At 64.7% G+C, this 23,310-nt stretch carries 27 protein-coding genes; 10 read left to right on the top strand and 17 right to left on the bottom strand.

Annotation, left to right across the window (positions count from 1 at the left end; translation table 11 throughout):
• Positions 1 to 3 precede the first annotated feature (3 nt).
• The 12 genes from M9955_00830 to M9955_00775 form a co-directional block, all read right to left on the bottom strand.
• Entirely contained in the window at positions 4 to 708 is a 705-nt protein-coding gene (locus tag M9955_00830; GenBank protein MCO5080180.1) for a flagellar basal body L-ring protein FlgH, read from the bottom strand.
• The gene (locus M9955_00825) at positions 705 to 1,295 is read right to left on the bottom strand and encodes a MotE family protein (GenBank protein MCO5080179.1); all 591 of its coding nucleotides are present in this window, start codon (positions 1,293 to 1,295) and stop codon (positions 705 to 707) included. Before M9955_00825 ends, M9955_00830 begins: the two co-directional genes overlap by 4 nt.
• An 8-nt stretch (positions 1,296 to 1,303) precedes the next feature.
• Complete coding sequence (locus M9955_00820; protein MCO5080178.1) at positions 1,304 to 2,530, bottom strand: flagellar basal body P-ring protein FlgI; 1,227 nt, start codon at positions 2,528 to 2,530, stop codon at positions 1,304 to 1,306.
• On the bottom strand, positions 2,530 to 2,991 hold the full coding sequence (flgA, locus tag M9955_00815) for a flagellar basal body P-ring formation protein FlgA (protein MCO5080177.1): 462 nt from the start codon (positions 2,989 to 2,991) through the stop codon (positions 2,530 to 2,532). Before flgA ends, M9955_00820 begins: the two co-directional genes overlap by 1 nt.
• A gap of 5 nt (positions 2,992 to 2,996) precedes the next feature.
• Positions 2,997 to 3,785, bottom strand: a complete 789-nt coding sequence (gene flgG, locus M9955_00810; GenBank protein MCO5080176.1) for a flagellar basal-body rod protein FlgG — start codon at positions 3,783 to 3,785, stop codon at positions 2,997 to 2,999.
• A gap of 19 nt (positions 3,786 to 3,804) precedes the next feature.
• Positions 3,805 to 4,125 (bottom strand): flagellar hook-basal body complex protein FliE, encoded by a 321-nt coding sequence (gene fliE, locus M9955_00805; protein ID MCO5080175.1) that lies wholly within the window; start codon positions 4,123 to 4,125, stop codon positions 3,805 to 3,807.
• On the bottom strand, positions 4,125 to 4,541 hold the full coding sequence (gene flgC / locus M9955_00800; protein MCO5080174.1) for a flagellar basal body rod protein FlgC: 417 nt from the start codon (positions 4,539 to 4,541) through the stop codon (positions 4,125 to 4,127). The genes fliE and flgC overlap by 1 nt, the downstream gene beginning before the upstream one ends.
• Before the next feature lie 5 nt (positions 4,542 to 4,546).
• Positions 4,547 to 4,927 carry a flagellar basal body rod protein FlgB gene (gene flgB, locus M9955_00795; GenBank protein ID MCO5080173.1) on the bottom strand — a complete coding sequence of 127 codons (381 nt, stop codon included), beginning with the start codon at positions 4,925 to 4,927 and terminating at the stop codon, positions 4,547 to 4,549.
• Positions 4,928 to 5,000: 73 nt separating this feature from the next.
• The gene (locus tag M9955_00790; protein ID MCO5080172.1) at positions 5,001 to 5,585 is read right to left on the bottom strand and encodes a hypothetical protein; all 585 of its coding nucleotides are present in this window, start codon (positions 5,583 to 5,585) and stop codon (positions 5,001 to 5,003) included.
• Entirely contained in the window at positions 5,566 to 6,972 is a 1,407-nt protein-coding gene (fliI, locus tag M9955_00785) for a flagellar protein export ATPase FliI (GenBank protein MCO5080171.1), read from the bottom strand. Before fliI ends, M9955_00790 begins: the two co-directional genes overlap by 20 nt.
• 3 nt (positions 6,973 to 6,975) lie before the next feature.
• Positions 6,976 to 7,698, bottom strand: a complete 723-nt coding sequence (gene flgF / locus M9955_00780) for a flagellar basal-body rod protein FlgF (GenBank protein ID MCO5080170.1) — start codon at positions 7,696 to 7,698, stop codon at positions 6,976 to 6,978.
• Between the two features lie 8 nt (positions 7,699 to 7,706).
• Positions 7,707 to 8,492, bottom strand: coding sequence for a DUF1217 domain-containing protein (locus M9955_00775; GenBank protein ID MCO5080169.1), 786 nt, complete (start codon positions 8,490 to 8,492; stop codon positions 7,707 to 7,709).
• 144 nt (positions 8,493 to 8,636) lie between these two features.
• On the opposite strand from M9955_00775, the gene motA reads away from it, so the two are divergent.
• From motA to M9955_00745, 6 genes are read left to right on the top strand one after another with little or no spacing between them, the layout of a single operon-like run.
• Complete coding sequence (gene motA / locus M9955_00770) at positions 8,637 to 9,515, top strand: flagellar motor stator protein MotA (GenBank protein MCO5080168.1); 879 nt, start codon at positions 8,637 to 8,639, stop codon at positions 9,513 to 9,515.
• 35 nt (positions 9,516 to 9,550) lie between these two features.
• Positions 9,551 to 10,492, top strand: coding sequence for a FliM/FliN family flagellar motor switch protein (locus tag M9955_00765; protein ID MCO5080167.1), 942 nt, complete (start codon positions 9,551 to 9,553; stop codon positions 10,490 to 10,492).
• 24 nt (positions 10,493 to 10,516) lie between these two features.
• Positions 10,517 to 10,933 (top strand): flagellar motor switch protein FliN, encoded by a 417-nt coding sequence (gene fliN, locus M9955_00760; GenBank protein MCO5080166.1) that lies wholly within the window; start codon positions 10,517 to 10,519, stop codon positions 10,931 to 10,933.
• Positions 10,934 to 10,935: 2 nt separating this feature from the next.
• Positions 10,936 to 11,985 (top strand): flagellar motor switch protein FliG, encoded by a 1,050-nt coding sequence (gene fliG / locus M9955_00755; GenBank protein MCO5080165.1) that lies wholly within the window; start codon positions 10,936 to 10,938, stop codon positions 11,983 to 11,985.
• A 20-nt stretch (positions 11,986 to 12,005) separates the two neighbouring features.
• A complete protein-coding gene (flhB, locus tag M9955_00750; GenBank protein ID MCO5080164.1) occupies positions 12,006 to 13,097 on the top strand; it encodes a flagellar biosynthesis protein FlhB in 1,092 nt (363 codons plus the stop codon).
• Positions 13,094 to 13,534, top strand: coding sequence for a hypothetical protein (locus M9955_00745; protein ID MCO5080163.1), 441 nt, complete (start codon positions 13,094 to 13,096; stop codon positions 13,532 to 13,534). The genes flhB and M9955_00745 overlap by 4 nt, the downstream gene beginning before the upstream one ends.
• 3 nt (positions 13,535 to 13,537) lie before the next feature.
• Here M9955_00745 and M9955_00740 read toward each other — a convergent pair whose 3' ends face one another.
• Both M9955_00740 and M9955_00735 read right to left on the bottom strand, forming a co-directional pair.
• On the bottom strand, positions 13,538 to 14,260 hold the full coding sequence (locus tag M9955_00740; GenBank protein MCO5080162.1) for a helix-turn-helix transcriptional regulator: 723 nt from the start codon (positions 14,258 to 14,260) through the stop codon (positions 13,538 to 13,540).
• 1 nt (position 14,261) lies between these two features.
• Positions 14,262 to 14,963, bottom strand: coding sequence for a LuxR C-terminal-related transcriptional regulator (locus tag M9955_00735; GenBank protein MCO5080161.1), 702 nt, complete (start codon positions 14,961 to 14,963; stop codon positions 14,262 to 14,264).
• A 411-nt stretch (positions 14,964 to 15,374) separates the two neighbouring features.
• Between M9955_00735 and M9955_00730 the strand changes: the two genes are divergently transcribed.
• Positions 15,375 to 18,287, top strand: a complete 2,913-nt coding sequence (locus M9955_00730; protein MCO5080160.1) for an insulinase family protein — start codon at positions 15,375 to 15,377, stop codon at positions 18,285 to 18,287.
• 9 nt (positions 18,288 to 18,296) lie between these two features.
• Here M9955_00730 and M9955_00725 read toward each other — a convergent pair whose 3' ends face one another.
• Positions 18,297 to 19,544, bottom strand: a complete 1,248-nt coding sequence (locus M9955_00725; GenBank protein ID MCO5080159.1) for a hypothetical protein — start codon at positions 19,542 to 19,544, stop codon at positions 18,297 to 18,299.
• Positions 19,545 to 19,674: 130 nt separating this feature from the next.
• Positions 19,675 to 20,253 (bottom strand): EipA family protein, encoded by a 579-nt coding sequence (locus M9955_00720; protein MCO5080158.1) that lies wholly within the window; start codon positions 20,251 to 20,253, stop codon positions 19,675 to 19,677.
• Positions 20,254 to 20,553: 300 nt separating this feature from the next.
• Between M9955_00720 and M9955_00715 the strand changes: the two genes are divergently transcribed.
• A complete protein-coding gene (locus M9955_00715; protein ID MCO5080157.1) occupies positions 20,554 to 21,201 on the top strand; it encodes a histidine phosphotransferase family protein in 648 nt (215 codons plus the stop codon).
• A 126-nt stretch (positions 21,202 to 21,327) separates the two neighbouring features.
• Positions 21,328 to 21,696: a response regulator gene (locus M9955_00710; GenBank protein ID MCO5080156.1), complete on the top strand. Its 369-nt coding sequence runs from the start codon at positions 21,328 to 21,330 to the stop codon at positions 21,694 to 21,696.
• Positions 21,697 to 21,783: 87 nt separating this feature from the next.
• On the opposite strand, the gene ctrA is transcribed toward M9955_00710, so the two are convergent.
• A complete protein-coding gene (ctrA, locus tag M9955_00705; GenBank protein MCO5080155.1) occupies positions 21,784 to 22,479 on the bottom strand; it encodes a cell cycle two-component system response regulator CtrA in 696 nt (231 codons plus the stop codon).
• Between the two features lie 430 nt (positions 22,480 to 22,909).
• On the opposite strand from ctrA, the gene M9955_00700 reads away from it, so the two are divergent.
• Entirely contained in the window at positions 22,910 to 23,287 is a 378-nt protein-coding gene (locus M9955_00700; protein MCO5080154.1) for a flagellar export protein FliJ, read from the top strand.
• The last annotated feature ends 23 nt before the right edge of the window (positions 23,288 to 23,310 follow it).

The raw sequence follows: 23,310 nt of genomic DNA, 5'->3' as shown, positions 1-23,310 counted from the left end.
GCCTCAGAAAGGCGAGATATTGTCGAGGATCTGCGTGCCGTAGGGCGGCTGCTGCACCTCGGTCAGGCGGCCGCGGCCGCCGTAGGAGATGCGCGCCTCGGCGATGCGCTCGTAGGGGATGGTGTTGTTCGGGCCGATATCGGCCGGACGCACGATGCCGGCGATGTTGAGGATGCGCAGTTCGGCGTTGACCCGCACCTCCTGAGAGCCCTGGATCATCATGTTGCCGTTCGGGAAGACTTCCGTGACGACGGCGGCGATCGACAGTTGCAGGCGCTCCGAGCGTTCGGTCGTGCCGGCGCCGGAGGCATCGGTGTTGGAATCGATGCTCGCCTTGCCAGAACCCTCCGTCGTGGCGCCCTGCCAGTCGAGCCCGAGGTCGAAGCCTAGTTCGCGGCTGGTTTTCCGATTGCGTTCCGATTCGTTCTTGAAGCGTGCGCGGTCGTCGATCGAGATCTCGACAGTCAGTATGTCGCCCGGCCTGAGCGCGCGGGGATCGGTGAACAGCCGGCTCTGGCGGTCGTCCCAGAGCGAGAAACGGCCCGCGCGCGAAGAGGGCGCGTCCGGATAACTGGAGATCGAGCCCGTGGTCTCGTCGATGCCGCTGCCGACAGGCGACATCTTCGGCGGCTTGCCGATCTCGTTGACCGGGGTTGCGCAGCCATAGAGCAGGGCAAGCAGCAGCAGAGGGGCGGCGCCGCGGATCATGACGGGTCCTCGCGGCGCACCGCGCTCGCCATGATCGTGGTCAGCACGGCGGCTTCCTTGCTCTTCATCTCGTTGAGGATGACGCTCGCCTTGCGGGGTTCGAGCTTCATCAGGATACCGGCGGCAAGGTCGGGCTTCAGTTCCGCCAGCCGCTCGGCTGCGGCGTCGGGCTTCATGCCCTTGTAGATGTTGACCACGCCATCCTGCGCCTGTTCGAGAAACGCTTCGCGCTTGCGCATCCATGTCTCGTACTCGGCGCGCTTTTCATCCAGCGCCTTCATGCGCGCGTCGATCTCGGCCTGCAGCTTCTGCAATTCCTGCGCCTGCAGCGCGTAGCGGCGGTCGCGCGCCGCGTCGGCGATGTTGCCGCAGAAGCGCTGGATCTCGTCGCCGTCGGCGGCCATGCCCGCCGCTGCTGCGGCGGCCGGCGCCGTCTCTCCCGGCGTGACGTTGCGAGCGGGCGCTGCCTTTTCCGATTCCGCATGTTTCGGCGCCGCCGATTCCGTGGAGGCGGGCAGTGCGAAGGCCAGCAGCGCGACGGCAATCGCCGTCGAGAGCTTCAGGATCGTACGGGCGTTTTTCGTCATGCTTCCTGTCATTGCAGCACCAGATCGGCCTGCAGGGCGCCGGAAGACTTGATCGCCTGAAGGATCGCGATGATGCCGTCCGGCTTCACGCCGAGCTTGTTCAAACCGGCGACGAGGGTTTCGAGGTCGGGACCGTCGAGGGTAGCGACGGTCGCGTCGGGCCGGGCCGCGTCGATGACCGTGTAGTCCTCGACCGCGGTCTCCCCCTTGGAGAAGGGGTCCGGCTGAACGACGCGCGGCATTTCGGTGATGCGCACGGTCAGCGTGCCGTGGCTGATGGCCACGCGGGAGATCTTGACGTTCTGGCCGATCACGATGGTGCCCGTGCGCTCATCGACGATGACGCGGGCCGGCATGTCGATTTCCACCGGCAGGTCCTCGATCATGGCATAGAAGCGCGCTGTGGAGATTTTCGCGGGCTGTTCGATGATGACCGTGCGCGAGTCCTGCTCGAAAGCCAGCGCCTTGCCGAATTCCTTCCTGGTGAAGGCGTTGATGGAATCGGCGATCTTCACCGCGGTGCGGAAATCGGCGTTGCGCACCTCAAGCTTCAGCTGGTTCAGATGGGCGAATTTCTCGTCTATCTCACGCTCGACGAGCGCGCCGTTCGGCACGCGGCCGGCGGTCGGCACGCCCTGCGTGAGCTTTTCGGCGGCGCCTTGCGCGTTGAAGCCGGTGACGATGACGGGACCTTGGGCGACGGCGTAGATTTCCCCGTCGGCGGCCTTCAGCGGCGTCATGATCAGCGTGCCGCCGGCCAGCGACGTGGCGTCGCCCATCGAGGACACCGTCACGTCCATGCGCGCGCCGGTCGACATGAAAGCGGGAAAATTCGCGGTCACGATGACGGCGGCGACGTTCTTCGCGCGCGCACGGCCGCCCTCCGACGCGATGCCGAGATTCTGCAGCATGGCGCGGATCGACTGTTCGGTGAAGGGCGAGTTGCGCAGGCTGTCGCCTGTGCCCTGCAGGCCGATGACGAGACCATAGCCGACAAGCTGGTTGTCGCGGGTGCTCTGCAGGCTGGCGATATCCTTGATGCGGGAGACGAGGCCGCCGCGATCGGGGAGGGCGGGGCCGCCACGCTTGTCGTAGCCGCCATAGTAGGCGCCATCGTCCGCATAGCCGCCATCGTCGCGCGACGCGCCGCGGCCCCCGCCATAGTCGGCAGCGGTCACCGGCTGCGCCAGGGACACCGCGACAAGGCTGATGGCGACGAGCAGCCGGCGAAACATCAGGTGCCGACCCTTACCGTGCCGTCATTGGCCACGACGCCGGAGAAGACCTTGCCGCTGTCCATGTTGCGGACCTTGACGAGGTCGCCGGCCGAACCCGACTGGAGGCACATTGCAGTCACCGTGATCTTCAGCGATCCTGCCTCGAACAGGACCTGCACCGGCGCGCCCTGTTCGACGAGCCAGGCCTCGCGCAGCGAGCTGACGGGGATGTAGCGGGCCGGCAGCAGCGTTCGGCGCGCAACCTTGCCGTCGAGGTCCTCGAAGCGGAAGGCGACGCCGTCCGGAACGCGTTTGCCGGGCTTGAGCACGACCTCGCGCAGCACCGACTGCGAGACCGTCTCGCCGACATAGATGGTACGGTTCGGCACCAGCACGACGTCTTCGGCCGCGGCGAGGCCGACCACGCCGACGGCAAGGCCTGCGACGAGCGCCATGATACGGAAAACCTGCCGGATCATCGTCACTACCGGATGTTCTTCGAGACGACAGCGGCCATCTCGTCGGCCGCCTGTATGACCTTCGAGTTCATCTCGTAGGCCCGCTGGGCGGAAATGAGCTCGGTGATTTCCTTCACCGGATCGACGTTGGAGTCCTCCAGATAGCCCTGCTGGATGGTGGCGAAGCCGAGATCGCCCGGCATGCCGACATTGCCAGGCCCGGAAGCCGCGGTTTCCTTGAACAGGTTGTCGCCGAGCGGATCGAGGCCGGCCTCGTTGGCGAAGGTCGCCAAGGTGAGCTGACCGATCTCCTGAAGCTCGTTCTGGTCCTGGAAGCGGGCGTAGACCTGACCGGTCTTGTTGACGGTGATGGCGACGGCTTCGGCCGGTACGGTGATGGCCGGAACCACGGCATAGCCGTCGGGCGTGACGAGCTGGCCGGTGGCATTGGTGTTGAAGGCGCCGGCGCGGGTGTAGAGCGTCTGGCCGTCCGCGCCTTCGATCTGGAACCAGCCGGTGCCCATCAGCGCAAGATCGAACTGGTTGCCGGTCTGGTTGAGCGCGCCCTGCACGTTGACGTTGCGGATCGAGGTCGTCTTGACGCCGAGGCCGACGCTGACGCCTTCCGGCACCACGCCGCTGCTGGCGCGGCTCGGAACGCCCTGCGAGCGGTCGGTCTGGTAGAGCAGATCGGTGAATTCGGCGCGCGCTCGCTTGAAGCCGGTCGTGTTGATGTTGGCGATGTTGTTGGCGATGACTTCCAGGTTGGTCTGCTGGGCATTCATGCCGGTGGCGGCGATGGCGAGTGCTCTCATACTAAACTCCCAAACTCCCTCAGATCGCCATGCGGCTTATGTCGAGATAGGCGGACACGATCTTGTCGCGGATGGCGATGGCCGCCTGCAGCGATTGCTCGGCGGTCATCACGGCGTCGACCACCTCGCGCGTGTCGGCGCCGCCCTGCATGGCCTTCACGGCCATGTCCTCGGCATTGCTCAGCCGGTCGACCGTGCGTGTCGCGGCGGCGGTCACCAGATCGGAAAACGACGTGCCGAGCGAATTGTCGGCGGCGAGGCCGGACGAGCCGATGCCTCCGGAAAGGCCGGCGCCGACGGTGCCGAGCTTCTGGTCGAAAAGGCCGACGCCCGAAATCATCACTGGCTCCGCATCAGGTCGATGGTCATGGAGATGAGTTCGCGCGCCTGCTTGATGACCTGCAGGTTCGCTTCATACGAACGATTGGCCTCGCTCATGTCCGCCATCTCGATCAGCGGATTGACGTTCGGCATCTTGACGTAGCCGTTCTCATCCGCCGCCTCGTTGCCGGGCTGGAACTCCATCGGGAAGACGCCGGGATCGCGCGCAATGGATTCGACCTCGACGGTCGCGCCGCCGCTGGCGCGGTCGAGCTCGGCCTGGAAGATGATGGTCTTGCGCCGGTACGGATCGCTGCCCGGCGTGCTGCCGGTCGACTGCGCGTTGGCGATGTTTTCCGATACGATGCGCAGCCGTTCCGACTGGGCCGCGAGGCCGGAAGCGCCCACCTTGAGGGCGGTTGTGAGGGCATCCATTGCGATCACCCCTTCATCGTCATCAGCGCAAAGCGATGGAACGCCTTCACGATCGCGGTGTTGAGTTCGAAACCGCGGCGGATTTCGCCGGACTTCAGCAACTCGTTTTCGAGCACGACGGTGTTCTTCGACGGCATGAGCGCGCCGCCGGTGTCTTCCTGCTCGACCTTGAAGCCGCTGGCGGAGACGTTTCCGGCAAGATGCCCCGGATTCGTGGAGATCAATGCGACGCGCGAATTGTTCAGCACGCTCTCGAACGGCTCCACCTCGACCGCGCCATAGCCGGGCGTGTTGGCATTGGCGATGTTGCCGGCAACGGCCGTCTGCCGCACCGACAGCCAGCGCGACTGCTGCGAGGCCAGGTCGAAGAGGTTGACGGCGTCCATGCGGGTCTCCGGGCGATGATCGGAGACTATGCGTCCAGTCTTGCGTGGACCTTGCAGCGGGTAAGGGGACCGGTCAGCCGCCGGCGGCGAGCACCTTTTTCTCGCTCGTCACCAGCACCCATTTGCCCTTGCGGCGCTCGATGGATTCGACCCGGCTGCGGTCCGGAAGCCTGGAGCCGGGCTCCACCACCCAGATGCCGGTGTCGTCCTCGATCATGGCGCGGCCGGCGGTGACATGCAGCACCTTGAAGGCCGAAGCGTCGTCCGGATAGGCCTGTTCGGCCGGCTCGATGCCGGGCGTGAAGACACGGGGCAGGCTGCCGGTCGGGGTGTAGTCGAGATCGAGGCTGGGTATGCCGATGATCCTGACCTCGGAATTGCCGCGCGGCAGGACCGGCGTCGCGGTGGCGTCGTCGACCAGAACCTCGGCGTCTGTGCCTTCGAACTTCACGGCAGGCGGGCCGAACTGTTCCTGATTGAGGAATATGTACCAGGGAAACAGCGCGCAGGTGAGGCCGAGCGCGACGCCTGCGCCGGCGATCAATATGTCGTTGCGCCGGCTGCGGCGCTCTTCTGCTTCGGGGCCTGCCTTCGCCAGACGCTTGCCGAACAGGCTGCGGAGGATGGATTCGGGCGTTTCAGCTTGCCTGGGCGGCATTGATCTTCTCCTTGCCCTTCAGATGACGGGCGAGATCCCCGAAGACATCGGCGGACGGCTTGTCCTTCGGGGTTTGCGTTAGCGCTTCGTAGATGACCGGCACCTGTCGCACGGCGGCATCGAGTTCGGCATCGGCTCCGGGCTGGTAGCCGCCCAGCAGGCGGATGTCGCGCGTGTCCTCGTAGCGCGAGATCATCGCTTTCAGGCGGGTGACGAGCATGCGTTGCTCTTCGCTCCACGCCTTCGAGGCCAGTCGCGAGATCGACGCCAGCGGATTGACAGGCGGATAGCGGCCCTGTTCCGCTATGGAGCGGTCGAGCACGATGTGGCCGTCCAGAATGCCGCGCACGCAGTCGGCGACGGGGTCGTTGTGGTCGTCGCCGTCGATCAGCACGGAGATGATGGCGGTAATCGAGCCGGAACCCACGGCGCCGGGGCCGGCACGCTCCAGAAGTTTTGGCAGGTCGGTGAACACCGATGCCGGATAGCCGCGCGCCACCGGCGCCTCTCCGACCGCCGTCGCCACCTCGCGCAGCGCATGCGCGTAACGCGTGATCGAATCAAGCACGATCAGCACCTTATGGCCCTGATCGCGGAAATGCTCGGCGACGCGCATGGCGGTTTCAGGCGCACGCTTGCGCATCATCGGGCTTTCGTCGCTGGTGGCGACCACCGCCACGGTTTTGGCCATCGCCTTGCCGATCGTGTCCTCGAGGAACTCGCGCACCTCGCGGCCGCGCTCGCCGATCAGCGCGACGACCACGGTATCGAAGGCTTCGGCTGCGGCGAGCATGGCGAGCAGCGTCGACTTGCCGACGCCCGAGCCGGCGAAGATGCCCATGCGCTGGCCGAAGCAGATGGGCGTGAAGATGTCGATGACCTTCACGCCGGTGGCGAAGCCGATGCCGACGCGCTCGCGCGAAAGCGCGCCGGGCGTGGAGGCTCTGTTGCCCGAAGGGCCGGCAATAAGGGGCAGGCCCCTGTCGATGGCGCGGCCGAGCGCGTCGATCGACCGGCCGCGCCAGGAATCCGACGGCGACAGCACGAACGAACCAATGTTGAAGACGGGATCGCCGATGCCGGCGTCGTCGCTGCGCTCGAATGGCGAGACGGTCACCTCGTCGGCGGTGATGCGCACGATCTCGCCGCGTTTCGCCGCGCCTTTGCCGCGATGCTCGACGACGTCGCCGAGACGCGCGCCGGAAGACAAGCCGCGCACGCGGTAGCCTGTGGCGCTCACGTCGCCGATGCGGCCCCCGCGGCGGACCAGCGAGCCGGGTTCGGCAAAAGCGGCGTAGAGGCGTTCCAGCCGCGACAGCGGATCGTCCGCCGCGCCGGCCTGCGGCTCGCGAAGTCCGCCGGGGGTATCCGAAGCAGGGACGAGCATGCGCTATTTCGATCCGAGCGTCTGGATCGCCTGGTCGAGGCTTGACGTATTGGCGCGGATCATCGCCGACGTGTTCTCGAAGGCGCGCTGCACGGCGATGAGGCGCGTCATTTCCAGCACCGGATTGACGTTGGAATCCTCTACGAAGCCCTGCGCCACGCCGGCATCCATGCGATCGACCAGCGGCTCCGGTTCTCCCTTCGGAATAATCCCGGAGTTGCCGTAGCGCTGGAAATCCTCGCCCGGCTGGAAGGTGAAAAGGCCGATCGCGCCGACCTGGAAGCCGTTTTGCGTGATCATGCCGTCCGCGCCGACTTCCGGCTGGCCGTTGCGCGGATCGAGCTGGATCGGCGCGCCGCCTATGTCGAGAACGGGATGACCCTGATGCGTCACCAACTGGCCTTCCTCGTTCATCTCGAAACGCCCGTCGCGCGTCATCACCGTGCCGACCGGCGTATCGATGCCGAACCAGGCATCGCCCTGCACGGCAAAGTCGAACGGGTTTCCGGTCTGGCGCAGCGAGCCCGCATTGCCCGAAAGAAAGGTGTTTCCGGTGGACGCGAAAGAGACCTTGTCGCTGCCGGAGCCGGAGACGAGGTCCTCGAACTTGACGCCCGTGGCCCGGAAGCCAACGGTCCCCGCGTTTGCCACATTGTCGGCCAGCGTGGTCAGGCGTCGTTCGAGCGCGACTTGAGACGAAAGAGCGACGTAGAGCGAGTCCTGCATGCCGACACCTATCGCCGCAAGGCCTGGATGGCGAAAAGCGTGTTCGTAGAGATGCCGTATTCGGCGGGTTGGCCGAACAATACGCTCGCGAACGACGTCGCCGAATTCGCGCTCGGGTTGGAAAGCTCGTACATATTCGTGAAGCGCGTCATGAACTTCTCGAGCTTCTTCGGGTCCTGCAGATCGGCGATGTCCATCTTGGATTCGAAGAATGCAACCTGCTTGTCGATGTCGGCGGTCGCGAAAGAATCAGGCAGGCCGAAGGCCGTGCGCACCACGGCCGAGAGCGCCGTGTCGGCGAGCACCTCATAGTAATTCGTCAGTTCGGGAGCCTTGCGCGAGAAATACAACGCCAGACGCACGCCCTCGTTCTGGTCGCCGGCATCCTCCTCCAGCGTCTGCCTGATATACTTGTCGACGGTGCCCTGCCGCGCCTTGGTGAAGATCGTCGTCGTCTCGCCGTAACGTTCGAAATTGAAGGTGTCGACGAACTCGGCATAGCGCTTGTCGGAGAGCTTGTTGGCGAAACTGTCCGAATCGTCGATGCCTTCCTTCAGGGCCTTCTTCATGAAGGCCTTGGCGTAATCCATGTCCTGAAGGCCGTGCGCCTTCATGGCGAACTTGAACAGCCGGTCGTCCTTCAGGAGGTCGTCTATGGACTTCACGTTCTCGATGTTGGCGAGATAGTACTCCACCTCGCGCTGCACGGCCGGCTGTTTCTCCGTGCGGTCCAGCGACTTCTCGAGGTCGCGGGTAATCAGCGAATAGCTTGTATATGTACTGAGCAAGCGCATCCCCCGCGCATGGACGTCGGTCGTGCCAAGATACGCCGACTTCCTTGCGCGAAGCTGAATCGCTCCGGCGGCATTTTCGTTCAAGCCTCACGCAAGGCACGATCCGCTATGGTTAACCCTGAATTGACGTCGAAGGGTTGAGCCGTGGGTATTATTATCGGTCTGGTCGTGACCTTGGGTTGCGTGCTCGGCGGCTTCATGGCCATGGGCGGCCACATCGAAGTGCTCGTCCAGCCGTGGGAAGTGGTGATCATCTGCGGCGCAGCGCTCGGAACCTTCCTCGTCGCCAACCCGATGAAGATCGTCAAGGACACCGGCAAGGGGTGCATGGAGGCCTTCAAGCAGGCCGTGCCGAAGGAGAAGGACTATCTGGCGGTTCTCGGCGTCCTGCACAGCCTGATGCGCGAGCTGCGCACCAAGTCGCGCTCGGAAGTGGAAGCGCATATCGACAATCCGCAGGAATCCTCCGTCTTCCAGGCCTTCCCCACGGTGCTGAAGAACAAGGACCTGACGAACTTCATCTGCGACTACTGCCGCATCATCATCATCGGCAATGCCCGTCCGCACGAGATCGAGGCGCTGATGGACGAGGAGATCCAGACCATCCGGGGCGACAAGCTGAAGGCCTACCATGCGCTGACCGCCATGGGCGACGGCTTCCCGGCCATCGGCATCGTGGCCGCCGTGCTCGGCGTCGTGAAGGCGATGGGCGCGCTCGACCAGTCGCCGGAAATCCTCGGCGGCCTGATCGGCGCGGCGCTGGTCGGCACCTTCCTCGGCATCTTCATGTCCTACTGCGTGGTCGGGCCGATCGCGACGAAGATCAAGGTTGTGCGCGAGAAGCAGAACCGGCTCTATGTCATCGTCAAGCAGACCCTGCTCGCCTACATGAACGGCGCGCTGCCGCAGGTCGCCATCGAGTTCGGGCGCAAGACCATCTCCGCCTATGAGCGCCCGTCGATCGACGCGGTCGAGCAGAGCACGATGAATCCCGGCGCCGCCGAAATGAAGAAGGCGGCCTGATCCGTGATCCGCAGCCGGCTGCGCGAGATCTGAAGATGGCGAGCGTCGGGAGCCCCGCCGAGACCCGGGACTACATCATCGAACGGCTGGTGGGCGAAACCGGGGAGCCGGATCGGGTCATCGGCGCTGCCCGGGCCGTCGCCGATCGGGCCGTCGCAACGCTGCTGCAGGGTCTTGCCGACGAACTCGGCGTCGCGTTGGAGATCGAGGTCAAGGAGGTGGAACTCACACGCTTTGCCGAGGCGCGGCCGCAACCCGACAGCTTTTCTGCTGCGAGCGTCGCGTCGCTCTCATCTTCCGCCGATGCGGTGATGTTCACCCTGGACGGCGCTGCGATTGCCCTGATCGTGAGCCTCATGTTCGGGGCCGATGCCGATACGCCGATCGGGGCGGTGGAGCGCGATCCCTCACCGATCGAACTGGACGTGGCCGCTTCGGTCTTCGCCCGGACGGCCGCCGCAGTCGGTGGCCGGGACGGGCGCGGGCTCGATATGAAGTCGCCTCCGGCGGCGCCGCTGTGCGGCGTGGAGCTGAAGCGGCTTCTGCTTCGCGACACGCCGGCCGTCAGGATCATCTTCGGCCTGTCGACCCGCGCCGCGCGGGGCGAACTCGGCGTCATCGTCCCGCAGCGGGCTCTGCTCAAGAATCGTGCCCTGCCGGCCGCGGCCGAGGACAGCGCGGAGCGGGACGCCTGGGTGGCGCGCTTCGGCGGCGAAGTGATGCGCGCCACTGTCGAGATGGTGGCGACGATGCCCGCAGCGCATATGACCCTGGGCGCGCTCTCGCTTCTGGATGTCGGGCACGTCCTGCCGATCGACGCGGGGGCGCAGGCGAATGTGCATCTGGCGGCGCGGGACAGGACGCTGTTCACCTGCGAGCTCGGCCGGGTCGGACAAAATTATTCGGTTCGCATCCGCGAGCCTTTCGAAACCAGCAACGACATCATGGACGGCCTTCTGCCGGGCCATGGCCGCTGACGCGCGGCAAACGGAGTTTTCGGGATGACCCAGGCGAACGCGATGGTGCAGAACGAGTCGGAAGATCAGCTCAACAAGGCGATCGAGGAACTGCGCGGCGTGCTGAGCGACAAGCCGGCGGCCGGTCCCGCGGCGGGCGCAGCGTCATCGTCAGCGTCGTCGATTGGTGCATCGGCCGGAACGCCGGCCGCTCCTTCCGGGATCATCATGAGCATTCCCGTCGACGTTCAGGTGGTCCTCGGACGCGCCGAGATGCCCGTATCCGATCTGATGGCCTTGCAGAAGGGCGAGACCGTCGCACTCGACCGGCGCATCGGCGAGCCGATCGATGTCATGGTGAATGGCCGCAAGATCGCTCGCGGCGAGATCATCGTCATGGAGAACGACCCGTCGCGATTCGGCGTCAGGCTCACCGAAATCATGACCGGCGGAAAGGCCTGAGCATGGTAGCGCGCGCATCCGTCAAGCAGGAGGCCGGCACGGCAGGCGTCGCGGCGCTGACCAGACCGCAGAAGGCTGCGGCGATCCTCGTGGCCATGGGCAAACCGTCGGCCAGCCGTCTGCTCAAATTCTTCAAGCAGGAGGAACTCAAGTCGCTGATCGAGGCGGCGCGGGCGCTTTCGACCATTCCGCAGAACGATCTGGAAACGATCGTCGCGGAGTTCGAGGCGGAATTCACCGAGGGCGCTGGCCTGCTCGATTCCGGCGACGCGATGGACACCATCCTCAACGAGACGCTGACGCCGGAGGAGATGAACGCGCTCATGAGCAAGGCGCCGGCCGCCGCCCAGGCGGATGCGCCGCCTCCGGTCTGGCCGGAGGTCGCCAAGCTCGACCCCGAACGGCTGGTCGCATTCCTCAGGCCGGAACATCCGCAAACGGCCGCGCTGATCCTCTCGAACCTGCCCGGACAGGCGGGCGCGGAAGTCCTGCTGAAGCTGGAAAAGCCGCAGCGCACCGAGATCATCAAGCGCATGATGGCGATCACCAACATGCCTCCGGCGGCGGTGAAGATCGTCGAAAGCCAGATCCGGTCGCGGTTGCTTTCCGACACCACCCCGAAGGACAACGGCGCCGGTCAGGCGCGCGTGGCCAATCTGCTCAACGAGCTGGACAAGACCCAGCTCGACGAGGTGATGCAGGATCTCGCCGCCTCCGGCGCCGCGAACCTCGAGGCGATCCGGGCAAAACTGTTCGCCTTCGAGGATGTCGAGCGCCTGACGCAGAAGTCCCGCGTGGCGCTGTTCGACGGCCTGTCGACCGAACTCGTCACATTGGCCCTGCGCAACGCCGAGCCGGCGCTCACGGAGGCAATCCTGTCCTCCATCGGCGCCCGCTCGCGTCGTATGATCGAGTCGGAACTGGCGATGGGATCGGACGGTATCCAGTCCGTCGACATCCTGCGCGCGCGCCGCACCATCGCCTCGACCGCCATACGGCTTGCCGGCGAGGGGACGATCGAGCTGCCGACCGCCGAGCAGGCCGCTGCCTGATCTGAACGGAGAGGCCGGCGATGTCCGAGGCGGCAGACAAGGAAAGCAAGACAGAAGAACCCACGGAAAAGAAAATCCGTGACACGATCGAGCGCGGCAAGGTTCCGAGCTCGCGCGAAGTCGCGACCTTGATGTCGTTCGTCGCGACGCTCGTCTATGTGGTTTTCTTCGCGAACGGCGCCATCGCCGAAGCCGGCGCTTTCCTCGCCGATTTCCTCGAGCGTCCGGAAATGTGGTCGCTGGCGACGCCCGCCGACGTCGTCAATCTCTATCGCGCCATACTGATGGAGATCGTGAAGGTTCTCGGCGTGTTCATTGTGCTTCTGATGGTCGCCGGCGTCGGCTCCTCGGTCATGCAGAACATGCCGCAATTCGTCGGCGAGCGGATCACGCCGCAAATGTCGCGCATATCGCTCGCGCAGGGCTGGAACCGGCTGTTCGGCATCGCGGGCTGGGTGGAATTCGCCAAATCGATCGGCAAGCTGGCTTTCGCCATCGCGGTGTTGTCCTTCATGGTGGACGAGGCCCGTGAGAAGGTGATGTCGGGCATGCTGACCAACCCGACGACGTTCGGGCTGGTGATCCGCGACCTCCTCGTCAACATACTGGTCTCGATCACGCTGGTCATGGCCGCGATCGCGGTCGCCGACCTTCTCTGGTCGCGCTTCCACTGGCGGCAGGAACTGCGCATGACGCGCCAGGAGATCAAGGACGAGCACAAGCAGGTCGAAGGCGATCCGATCGTCAAGGCGCGGCTCCGGTCACTCGCCCGCGACCGTGCGCGGCGGCGCATGATGACCGCGGTGCCGAAGGCGACGCTGATCATCGCCAACCCGACCCACTACTCGATCGCGCTCAAATATGTGCGCGACGAGGATTCAGCGCCGATCGTCGTCGCCAAGGGGCAGGATCTGGTCGCGCTGAAGATCCGCGAGATCGCGGCGGAGCACGGGATTCCGGTATTCGAGGACGTCGCGCTCGCGCGCTCCATGTACAAACAAGTTTCGGTTGATAGCGTGATTCCATCTCAGTTCTATCAGGCTGTCGCGGAACTGGTCCGTATTGTCTACGCCAAGAAGACCAAGGCGCCGCAACGCAGGGAGATGCAATGATCCGTCAATCTCATTCCGAGGCGCGCGAGCTGATCGTCTCAGAAGCGATTCAGGATGTGGTGCGCGAGCTCAGGCTGGTCGATGTCGCCGACTATATCGCCTTCATGCGGCTGGAGCAGTTCGCCTGCATTTCCGACATCGTGGATTCGGCGGCGGAACTGTTCTTCATGCCGGGGACGCTGCGCCTCGGACCGGGCGGAGAGGCCATCGTCAATTGGGACGAAGCCCCTAAGATCCTGCTCGACCTCGAGCTCAGGCCGCGCGGCGCCACCATTTATTTCACGCTTCACCTCATGGACCGGCGCGCCGGGGTCGAGGTGAACTACGTGTCGTTCGACGCACCCGATCCGTGTCCCGAGAAGAATACGGCCTTCCTGCGCAACGCCATATCCTCGGCGAGAATCCGCAAGACGCAGCCGCTGCTCGAAGCGTTCTGACGCCTATTCGATCAGCCCCAGACGCAGGGCCTTGGCGACCGCGTGCATGCGGTTCACCGCGTTCAGCTTCATGGTGACCCTGGTCAGGTACTGGTTGGTGGTGTGGACCGAAAGCGCCAGCACGACGGCGATTTCCTCGCTGGTGTAGCCGTTCGCCGTAAGCCGCAGGCAATCGCGCTCGCGCTGGCTGACGGCGGGCAGGCGTGTCGTCTGATCGAGTCCGAGCCGCAAGGCGTCCTCGAACAGGGCGAAGCAGCGCGCATGCAGTTCGTGCATCAACGGATCGGACATGGTGATTTCCGTTCCCGTGAACGCGATCAGCCCGGCCGTTCCGCCCTCCGCGTAGACGGGAAAGGCGATTCCCGGCATGTCCGGCAGGCCCAGCGCCGTCGAGCCGGCGTCGGCGAGAGCCTGAAACGTCCGGATCGACGCGCTCTCGCGTTCGCCCGACCACCAGCTCGGCAGCGTCGAGGTGACGGCTCGCTTCACGAATTCGTCGCCGAAACTGGACGACAGGATCGTGCTCGCCGACGAAACGGCGGGATGCTCCGAATCGATCAAAGGCGTCAGGCGGGCCCGCTCGCGCGCCGCGCCGATGGAGAAGATCGCGAAGCCGTCGGCCCGCATGGCGCGGGCTATCGCGTGGCAGGCCCCGAGCAGGTCGGCGATGGATATGCCCCTGCTGGATTCGTCGCCGTCGCGAATGCTGCGTGACACCGCCACCATGTCAGATCACCCCGCTGCGTATCGCCGTCGCCATCGCCATCGCGCGATTGCTGGAACCGAGCTTCTGGATGGCGTTGGCGATATAGCTGTTGGCCGTGTTGGCCGAGACGCCGAGGATGATGGCGATATCATCCGTCGTCTTGCCTTCCGACACCCAGAACAGGCATTCGCGCTCGCGGTCGGTCAGCGGGTCGACAAGAGCGGCGGATGCCAGAAGGTCCGGGGCGCGCGAGAGCGCGTAGCAGACCGGCATATGGATTGCCGCAAGCGTCTCGACGCGGACGACGCCGGCTTGCGCGGCCGATAGCAGGAGATAATAGCGCTGGCGGCCGGCATAGAGCTTCAGAACGTAAAGCTCGGCGTGTCCGAGCGCCTTGAGCAAGGTCGACGTTGCGGCGTCGATCCCGGACCGCGAGCCTCCATCTTCCGTCGCAACCGGACGGCATCGTCCGCCCGGTGAGACGGTCGCGTCGCTTGCCGCCAGCGCCGCGAGCTGGCGGAAGCCGATCAGCTGAATGGCATCGTAGATCCAGTTGGAGGCTATGACGCGGGCGTCGCTGCGGTCGCGGTCGTGAACGACGGCCAGAAGCATGTAGTGATCCGCCTGGATGTCGGCGCACAGGGCGGCCAGATAGGCGGTCAGGTCGGCGCGCGAGGCCAGGGCGAGGGGGCTCGCTTCATGTCGGGCAAGAGTGGTCGGCATCGCCTCGTGGGGACCGCAGCATCAGTTTCGACCCGATCCGCTGACGGCATGCCGCCCCGACCGGAAAATCCCCGAGCTTGCCTACATGAAATGAAACCGGAGACTCCGGCCGAACGATGCCGAAGCGCTGAACCGATCCCGAATACCCCACCCGATGATTCGCGTTCACTCTAGTTCAAACGGTACGATGGGGGAATCTCCGGCATCGGTCCGGAGACGCGACGATGGCCGTCATCCGGGGTTCCGGATTGGCGTCTCGCGGCAACGAGAGCTTCTTGAAATCGCCCTGATTCCGTCGTCTTCAACGAACCGGAAGCCTGTTGCGCCACGCTGAAACAAGCCCTAGCGTGACCTCGCGCCGGCCGCATCGTCCGGGGCGCAACAGGTCCGAAGCGGCGGGAGGCCTTGATCTTGAAGCGTTTTCTTGTGGCATTCATCGCTATCATGCTGATGCCCGCCATCGGCTGGACGGCCAACGACAAGCCGCTCGAGACGGTGCGCTACACGCTCGGCAACGGCTTGCAGGTGGTGCTCGCTCCTGACCGGCGCGTTCCCAAAGTTGTGATGAATCTGCGCTATCGTGTCGGCTCCATGAACGAGCCGGCCGGGCGATCCGGCTTCGCGCATCTCTTCGAGCATCTGATGTTCTCCGGCACGAAAGCCTGGCCGGGCGTGTTCGACGCGCATTCGGCCATGGGCAACACCATCAACGCCTGGACGCAGGAAGACGCCACCGTCTATTATGTCGAGGGCCTGTCTTCCGGCCTCCCGACCATCCTCGCCATTGAGGCCGACCGGATGGCCAATCTCGGCGACAATGTCGACCAGCGGAAGCTCGACCTGCAGCGCAGCGTCGTCAAGAACGAGATGCGCCAGAACATACTGGATGCCGCCGGCGCTGCGGGCTGGACCGCCTTCTGGTCGGCGCTGTTCCCGAAATCCCATCCCTACAGCCGCGCGGTGATCGGCTCGATCGCCGATCTCGACGCGGCTTCGCTGGATGACGTGCGAGGCTTCTTCCACACGTACTATGTGCCCAACAATGCCATTCTGGCGCTCGTGGGCGACTTCGATGTCGAGGACGCAAAGGCGCTGGTCGCGGACACGTTCGGCCGCGTGCCCCGCGCCGCCGACGTGCCGCGTCCGCATGTGGATGCGGTGGTGCCTACCGGGGTCCGCCTCGACGTGACCGATCGCGTGGCCGCGCCAAGCGTCGCCATCGGCTTCGATGGCCCTCCGGCTTCCTCGCCCGAGAACGGCGCGTTGTCGCTGGCGTCCGATCTGCTCGGCAACGGTGCTTTCGGCCTGCTGCGAAACCGCCTCGTCTCGGAAAAAGCGCTGGCGAGTTCGGTAAGCGCGTCCTGGACTCCGGGGCTGCTCGGCGGCCGTTTCGAGATCGACGCGACCGCCAATGACGGCGTGTCCATCGACGTGCTGGAGAAGGAACTGCGCGCCGCCTTTGACGAGTTCCTGGCAGCGCCCATCGATCCCGAAGACGTGGCGCGGGCCAAGACGGCTTCGCTGCTCAGCGGCAAGCTGGCGGTCGAGCCGCTTTCCGACCGGACCGCCGCGGTTGCCTATGCCACCGACATCCTCAACGATCCGGAACTGGCATTGAAGGACGACCGGCAGATCGTGGAGGCAACGGCCGAGAGCATAGCCGCCACGGTGAAAAAGGTGCTCGATCCGAAGAATGCCAGCACGCTGATCGTCCGCCCCGGTCCGCGCGGCAACTATCCTGCGATTCTGCTGGAGTCCTCCGGCACGCCGGCGCCATTTGCGGTGGCGGCGCGCCCGCAGGTGGAAATCCCCAGGCTTGGCCAGCGTGAGCCCGGCAAGACGGCGTTGCCGGAAAAGCAGACCGCCACATTGGCGAACGGTTCGCGCCTCGTCCACTACCGCTTCCCGGAATCGCCGATGGAATATGTCGCCGTGATCGCCGAGGGCGGCTGGCCGAATGGACCCGAAGGCAAGGAGGGTCTGATCGACGTCGCGTCGAACATGGCGATGCGCGGCGCCGGCGACAGGGGTTATGCGGCATTCGCCAAGGCGGCGACGGACATCGGCGCCGGGCTCGGCACCTCGACGGGCAGTGTCGGAACGGCGATCAATCTGGCGGTTCCGCTGGGCGAATATCGCGGCGGCCTCGCGCTGCTTTCCGACGTGCTCTTGCGGCCGCGCTTCGACGCGCGCGAGTGGCAGATCATGGTGGCCGACTATGCGCAGTGGCTTGTCAACCGCGAATCCGACCTGTCCGGCGTTGCAGCGCGGGCCGCCAACAGGACGCTTTTCCCGAAGCGTGCCGGCGAACCCGATCAGGACTGGTCGCTGCCGGCGTTGAAGGCGATGACGCTCGACGATGCGCGCTCCATCTATCACGAACTGTTCCAGCCGTCGAAAATCACCTTCTACAGCATCGGCTCCCAGCCGATCGAGGATGTGAAGGCCGCGCTCGACCAGACGTTCGGCGACTGGAAGGATAGCGGCGAAGGCTTCGACGCCAGGGAGTTCCGTTCCCCGGCCTTCGCGCAAGGGCGCAAGGTGATCCTCGTCCCGGAACCCGGCGCGAGCCAGTCCGCGCTCTATATCGCCCGGCCCGCGCCCGGCCGCAACGATCCGCAGCGGGCGGAGGCGACGGCGGTGATGCGCCTGCTCGGCGACGACTTCAATGGCCGCCTCAATTCGGTGATCCGCGAGGAGAAAGGTTATACATACGGCACCTCCGCGCGGCTGATGTCCGGCATGAAGACCAATGGCGGCATGGTTGTCGAGATGACCGTCGAACGCGACAATACGGGCGCGGCGCTGCAGGAAGTGTTCAAGGGCTTCGACAGCCTGAATACGCTGCCGGTCTCGCAGCAGGAACTGACCCGCACGATCACGGCCTACCGCACGGCGATCGCGGCGACGGCCGAAACGGGCAGGGGCTTCGCAGGCTATGTGGTCGACAGCGCCACGCTCGGCGTCGCGCTGGAGGATGACCATGCCCGGCGCGAGCGCATCGCCGCGCTGACGCTCGATCCCGTCCGCGCCGAGGCCCCGGCCCTCGCGTCGCTGGATACGTCGCTCATCGTCGTGGCCGGGGACGCGGACGTCATCCTGCCGCAACTGGCGGCCATCGGCATCAAGGATGTCGAGATCTTCAAGCGCGACAAGATCGAGGAGGTCCCGACGCGCGACGCCACGCTGTCGGAGGAGACTGCCGGCCCGGCCTTGCCCTCCGCATCGGATGGTCCGGTCGGCGCAGGCTCGACACGTTCCCTCGGTGGGTGCGACCGGACCACCGGGCGCAACTGTGCGCCCGACACAGGCGCGGCAGAATGACCTTGCGGGTCAGCGTGAGGCTGCGGCCTTCTGCAAGGCGCGCACGCGGTCGGCGAGGCTGATCACGACCTTGCCGTCGGCATCGACAGGGCGGTCGGCCACCGGCTGCGCGAGCGCCTTCGCCGCCGCGGAATCCTTGCCTTCGAGCATGATCGTCATGTTGACCACTTCGGCGGCGAGGTCGTTGATCTGCTCGCGCAGCAATGCGCTGGAGCGCCGTTCGTCGCTCCATTCCTCGGTCCTGGCGCGCTCGATGGCGTCGAGCTCCGCCCGCAGCCGCTTGTTCTCGCGGGTCAGCAGCGAGAGGCGCTGTTCGAGCCTTTCCCGGTCCTTGCTCAGCTTGCCGACGGCCTTCTCGACGTCGCCACCCTTGGCGCCGGAGAGCATCGTCGACAGTTGCTGGCTGAGTTCGGCGACCTGCGCCTCCAGCTTGAATTTCTCCGCCTGCGCGTCCATCAGCTTCTGGCCGAGACTGTCCTCGGTGCCGCTCAACCCTTTCAACTGGTCGCGCAGGCGAGCCAGTTCCTTCTCCCGCCGCTCGAGCTTTTCCTCGCGGTCGGCGAGGGTCGAAAGCATGCGCTCGACCTTGCCTTCGAGGTCGGTGACGCGCTTCTTCTCCGCGGCGAGCGTGTCGAACGCATTCCTGCGCTCGTTCTCCGCGTCGCTGAGGCGGCGGTCGAATTCGCGTCGGCCCTTGCTGACGCGCGCGAGATCGTCGTTCAGCCTCTCGATCTCGGATTCGCGGGCCACCAGTTCGATCTGGCGTCCGCTGGCCGCGAAAGTGGCCTCCTCATAGAGGCCGCCGAGGCGTTCCAGATCGAGCGCGCGCGCCTCCAGCGCCTTGCCGGCCTCGTCAAGCCGCGCATTCGCCTGCTGCAACTGATCCTCGCGCTGGCGAAGCTCCGCGCGCAGTTCCGCGCCCTGCGCTTCCAGTTCAGTGATGGCGGCGTGCTTCTCGTCGCGCTCGGCCGCGAGCCGTTTCAGTTCTTCGCGGCTGCGGCCGATTTCGGCGATCTGCTCCGCCGCTTTCTCCTTGAAGCCCTTGATGCTCATTTCCAGCCGCCGCGTCGACATGGCGAATTCGGCGCGCAGCTTGTCCTTGTCGGCCTGTATCTCGTTCAACGTCAGCGGTACGGACGCCTCGATGCGGCGGCGCGTCAGGTTGACCGCGCGGCGCCAGATCGCCGGGGCGATCATCAGGGCAAGGAAGCCCGCACAGAGAAAGCCAAGGGTGAAGAAAAGGGTGGATTCAATCACGACGCACGAACCATGCAGCAAATGAAAAGGCGCGGCAAACCACTTTGCCACGCCTCATATGCCCGAATCCAGAAGGACCGCCGCGCCGGCCGCTTAACTTTGCGTTAACCTTAAGACCCGCCCCGCGTCGTCAGAAGGGGTTCCAGGTCGGGCTTTCGGTGACCTTCAGATAACCGACATTGACGCCGAGCCGCGCGCCGACGCCCGTCCGCACGGGCACGAGGAGAACGTTATCGTATTTCAGCACGTTCACGCCCACGCCCGCGACCACGTAAGCCGACCCCGAAACGCCGATGAAGCGGTGATACAGCGCGCCGACGGAATCCAGATTGTAGACCAGCATCATGGTACGCGAGCCCTGGCCGCCGAAATCCCAGCCCAGCGAAGGCCCCTGCCAGAACAGCTTATGGTCGCCGGCATTCTTGGTATAGAGCGTGCCCTCGCCATAGGTGAGGCCGCCGACGAAGGCGCCCGAGCCTTCTTCGCCAAGGACGTAGCCATTGGGCAGGCCATAGTTCGAGAACACCTGCTCGACCGCTGTCGCGAGCCCGCCCGAGGTCGCGCCGAAGAACCGGTGGCCGGAATCGATGATCTCCTGCGCCGTATATTCGTTCGCCATCGCCGGAGCGCTGCCCATCCAGACGGCGAAAAGGGCGAATGCGGCGGCGATGCCACGAAACGCGGATCGGAACAGATATCGGTTGAACATGCTTCCAATCTCCATGCGGGAGCACATTGCCGACGCCTTCCTGCCTGCCGGCTCTTCTCGGCCGGTCAGACGTCAAGCCGGCAGGCTAATGCGTAATCCTTTTTCAACCATTAACCGATCACATGAACGCGGCCGTGCTCGGGCAGTTGTATAGAGCGACGCCCTTTGCGGGGGTGCTATCTCGGGAAACTTCTTCGAAGCCGTCGACTGCGGCTATAGTCGTTTTGTCAGATTGCGATGATTCGGCCTCCGATACCGTTCGGGGGCGGGTCTTTTTTGAGCTTATACGGAGCATTGCTGATGGCCGAAATTTTCAACCTGTCCGCCGCCGATCTGGCAGCGCTGCTTTGCAGCCGCGTCTGCCATGACATCATTTCCCCCGTCGGTGCGATCAATAACGGGTTGGAGCTGCTCGACGAAGGCGATGCGAGCGAGGAAGCGATGGCGCTGATCCGTACCAGCGCGCGCAAGGCCTCGGCGCGGCTCCAATTCGCCCGCATCGCATTCGGGGCGGCGGGTTCGGCGGGCATGCTGATCGATACGGGCGACGCCGAGGCCGTGGCCAGCGCCTATCTGCGCGACGAGAAGCCGGAACTGGTCTGGCAGGGGCGGCGTGCGCTGCTGCCGAAAAACAAGGTGAAACTCCTGCTCAACCTCATCCTGATCGCCCATTCGGCCATTCCGAAAGGCGGGCGCATAACCGTCACGCTGGATGATGTCGAGACGGAGCCGAAGTTCACGCTCTCCGCCGCCGGGCCTGCGGCGCGGGTGCCGCCCAAATTCCTGGAACTGCATTCGGGACGGCCGCTGGACGAGCCGATCGATGCGCACAGCATCCAGCCTTATTACACGCTGCTGCTGGCAAAGGACGCCGAGATGGAGATCAAGATCCACGTCAATCCGGAAGAGATCCTGCTCAGGGCCGGATGGACGTCCGTTCCGGCCTGATCAGATTCCTGCAATCGTCGAAAATTTTAATTGAGGCGTTCGACGGATTTTTACGAGATTCCGCTATCGTGCATTCAACGCTGCTGGGTGGGCAGTGGGGGCTGACTTTCTGAAGGTTGTTGCGACATGAAGCGCTGCCTGTTTGTCGATGACTCGAGCGTCATCCGAAAGGTCGCGAAACGGATTCTCTCGGGGTCCGACCTGCTCGTCGTGGAAGCGTCGAGCGGCGCGCATGCCCTGGACATCTGTTCCATGGACATGCCGGACTACATCCTCGTCGATGTCGGCCTTCCGGACATGTCGGTGGAGGAATTCATCCGCAGCGTCCGCTCCATGCCGGCGCTGGTCGCGCCGCGCATTGCCGTCTGCCTGACCGAGATGGACGTGCCGGCGATCATGCGCTCGAAGCGCGCCGGCGCGCACGGCTATCTTCTGAAGCCTTTCAACCGCTCGCAGCTGATGGATAATTTCCGGGTGCTTCAGGCCGTCGCCTGATCTGCCGCCGCCGGTCTCCGGCGCATATCCCAAACGAAAAGCCCGGCGCGACGGCCGGGCCTGCATGGAGATCGCGAAACCGCCGAATCAGGCGCTTTCGCGGATATCCTCGGGTTCGCGCAGCACATAGCCGCGACCCCAGACCGTCTCGATATAGTTCTGGTTGCCGGAAGCGGCGTCGAGCTTCTTGCGCAGCTTGCAGATGAAGACGTCGATGATCTTCAGTTCCGGCTCGTCCATGCCGCCATAGAGGTGGTTCAGGAACATCTCCTTGGTGAGCGTCGTTCCCTTGCGCAGCGAGAGCAGTTCCAGCATCTGGTATTCCTTGCCGGTCAGATGCACGCGCTGCCCGCCGACCTCGACCGTCTTGGCGTCGAGATTGACGACCAGATCGCCGGTGGTGATGACCGATTGGGCATGGCCCTTCGAGCGGCGGACGATGGCATGGATGCGGGCGACCAGCTCGTCCTTGTGGAACGGCTTCGTCATATAGTCGTCGGCGCCGAAGCCGAGGCCGCGGACCTTGTCCTCGATGCCGGCCATGCCGGAAAGGATCAGGATCGGCGTCTTGACCTTCGAGAGCCGGAGGGTGCGCAGGACTTCATATCCCGACATGTCCGGCAGATTGAGGTCGAGGAGAATGATGTCGTAATCGTAGAGCTTGCCGAGGTCCACGCCTTCTTCGCCGAGGTCCGTGGTGTAGACGTTGAAGCTTTCGGACTTCAACATCAACTCGATGCTCTGGGCAGTCGCACTGTCGTCTTCGATCAGCAGAACACGCATTTCATTCCCCTTTTGCCGCCCGGCGCACCCCACGATCCCTCGGGCGCTGCGGCAGTGATTGCCTCGTCAAGGCTGCCATCGATTGGTTAACAAAACCTGATTCTGCTCGGCAAGCGATACCAGATTCTTTAACCTACTTATACGCTCACGCTTAGTCATGGGATGGCAGGCCGTTTCGCCAGGCATGCGCTTCGTCACACCCCGCATCATCGCCTTCGCCGAACCACCTCACTCGTCCTTTCGATTTTTACGGTGCCTTAAGGCCTCGGCCCTATGATTAACAATGCCCGTAAACGAAAGGTTACCAGCGGGCTGTTTGATCAGGAGTTCATTTCCGGAACGCGCGCGCCGCCCATCTGTAAGAGGCGGCAGAGGGTGCGGGATGGCAGCCACTGGCGTGTTGCGTAAGGGTATTCGGGAGTTTGCTGGCATGAAATCGCGTGAAAATCTCGTTCGGCTAAAGCAGTTCAAGGTCGGCGAGAAGCGGCGACACCTGCTGCAGCTCGACATGATGATAGCCGAATTCGAGCGGATGGCGGCGGAACTCGAGGCGCAGATCGCGGCCGAGGAACGAAAGTCCGGCATCACCGACGTCAATCATTTCGCCTATCCAACCTTCGCCAAGGCGGCGCGGCAGCGCCGGGACAATCTGCGCGCCTCGCAGAACGATCTCCTGCAGCAACGCGCCAACGCACAAGCCATACTCGCCGAAGCTGAAGCGGAGCTGTCCAGGGCCGAGGCGCTCGAATCACGCGAGACCAAGACGCGCGACATGGAGCATGCGCCGCGCAGCGCGATGATCGGCTGAGACCGCGCACGCCAGGCGCCATC

Source organism: Rhizobiaceae bacterium, assembly GCA_023953845.1.
GTDB lineage: Bacteria > Pseudomonadota > Alphaproteobacteria > Rhizobiales > Rhizobiaceae > Arvimicrobium.
This window is presented reverse-complemented; position numbering and strand designations above follow the sequence as displayed.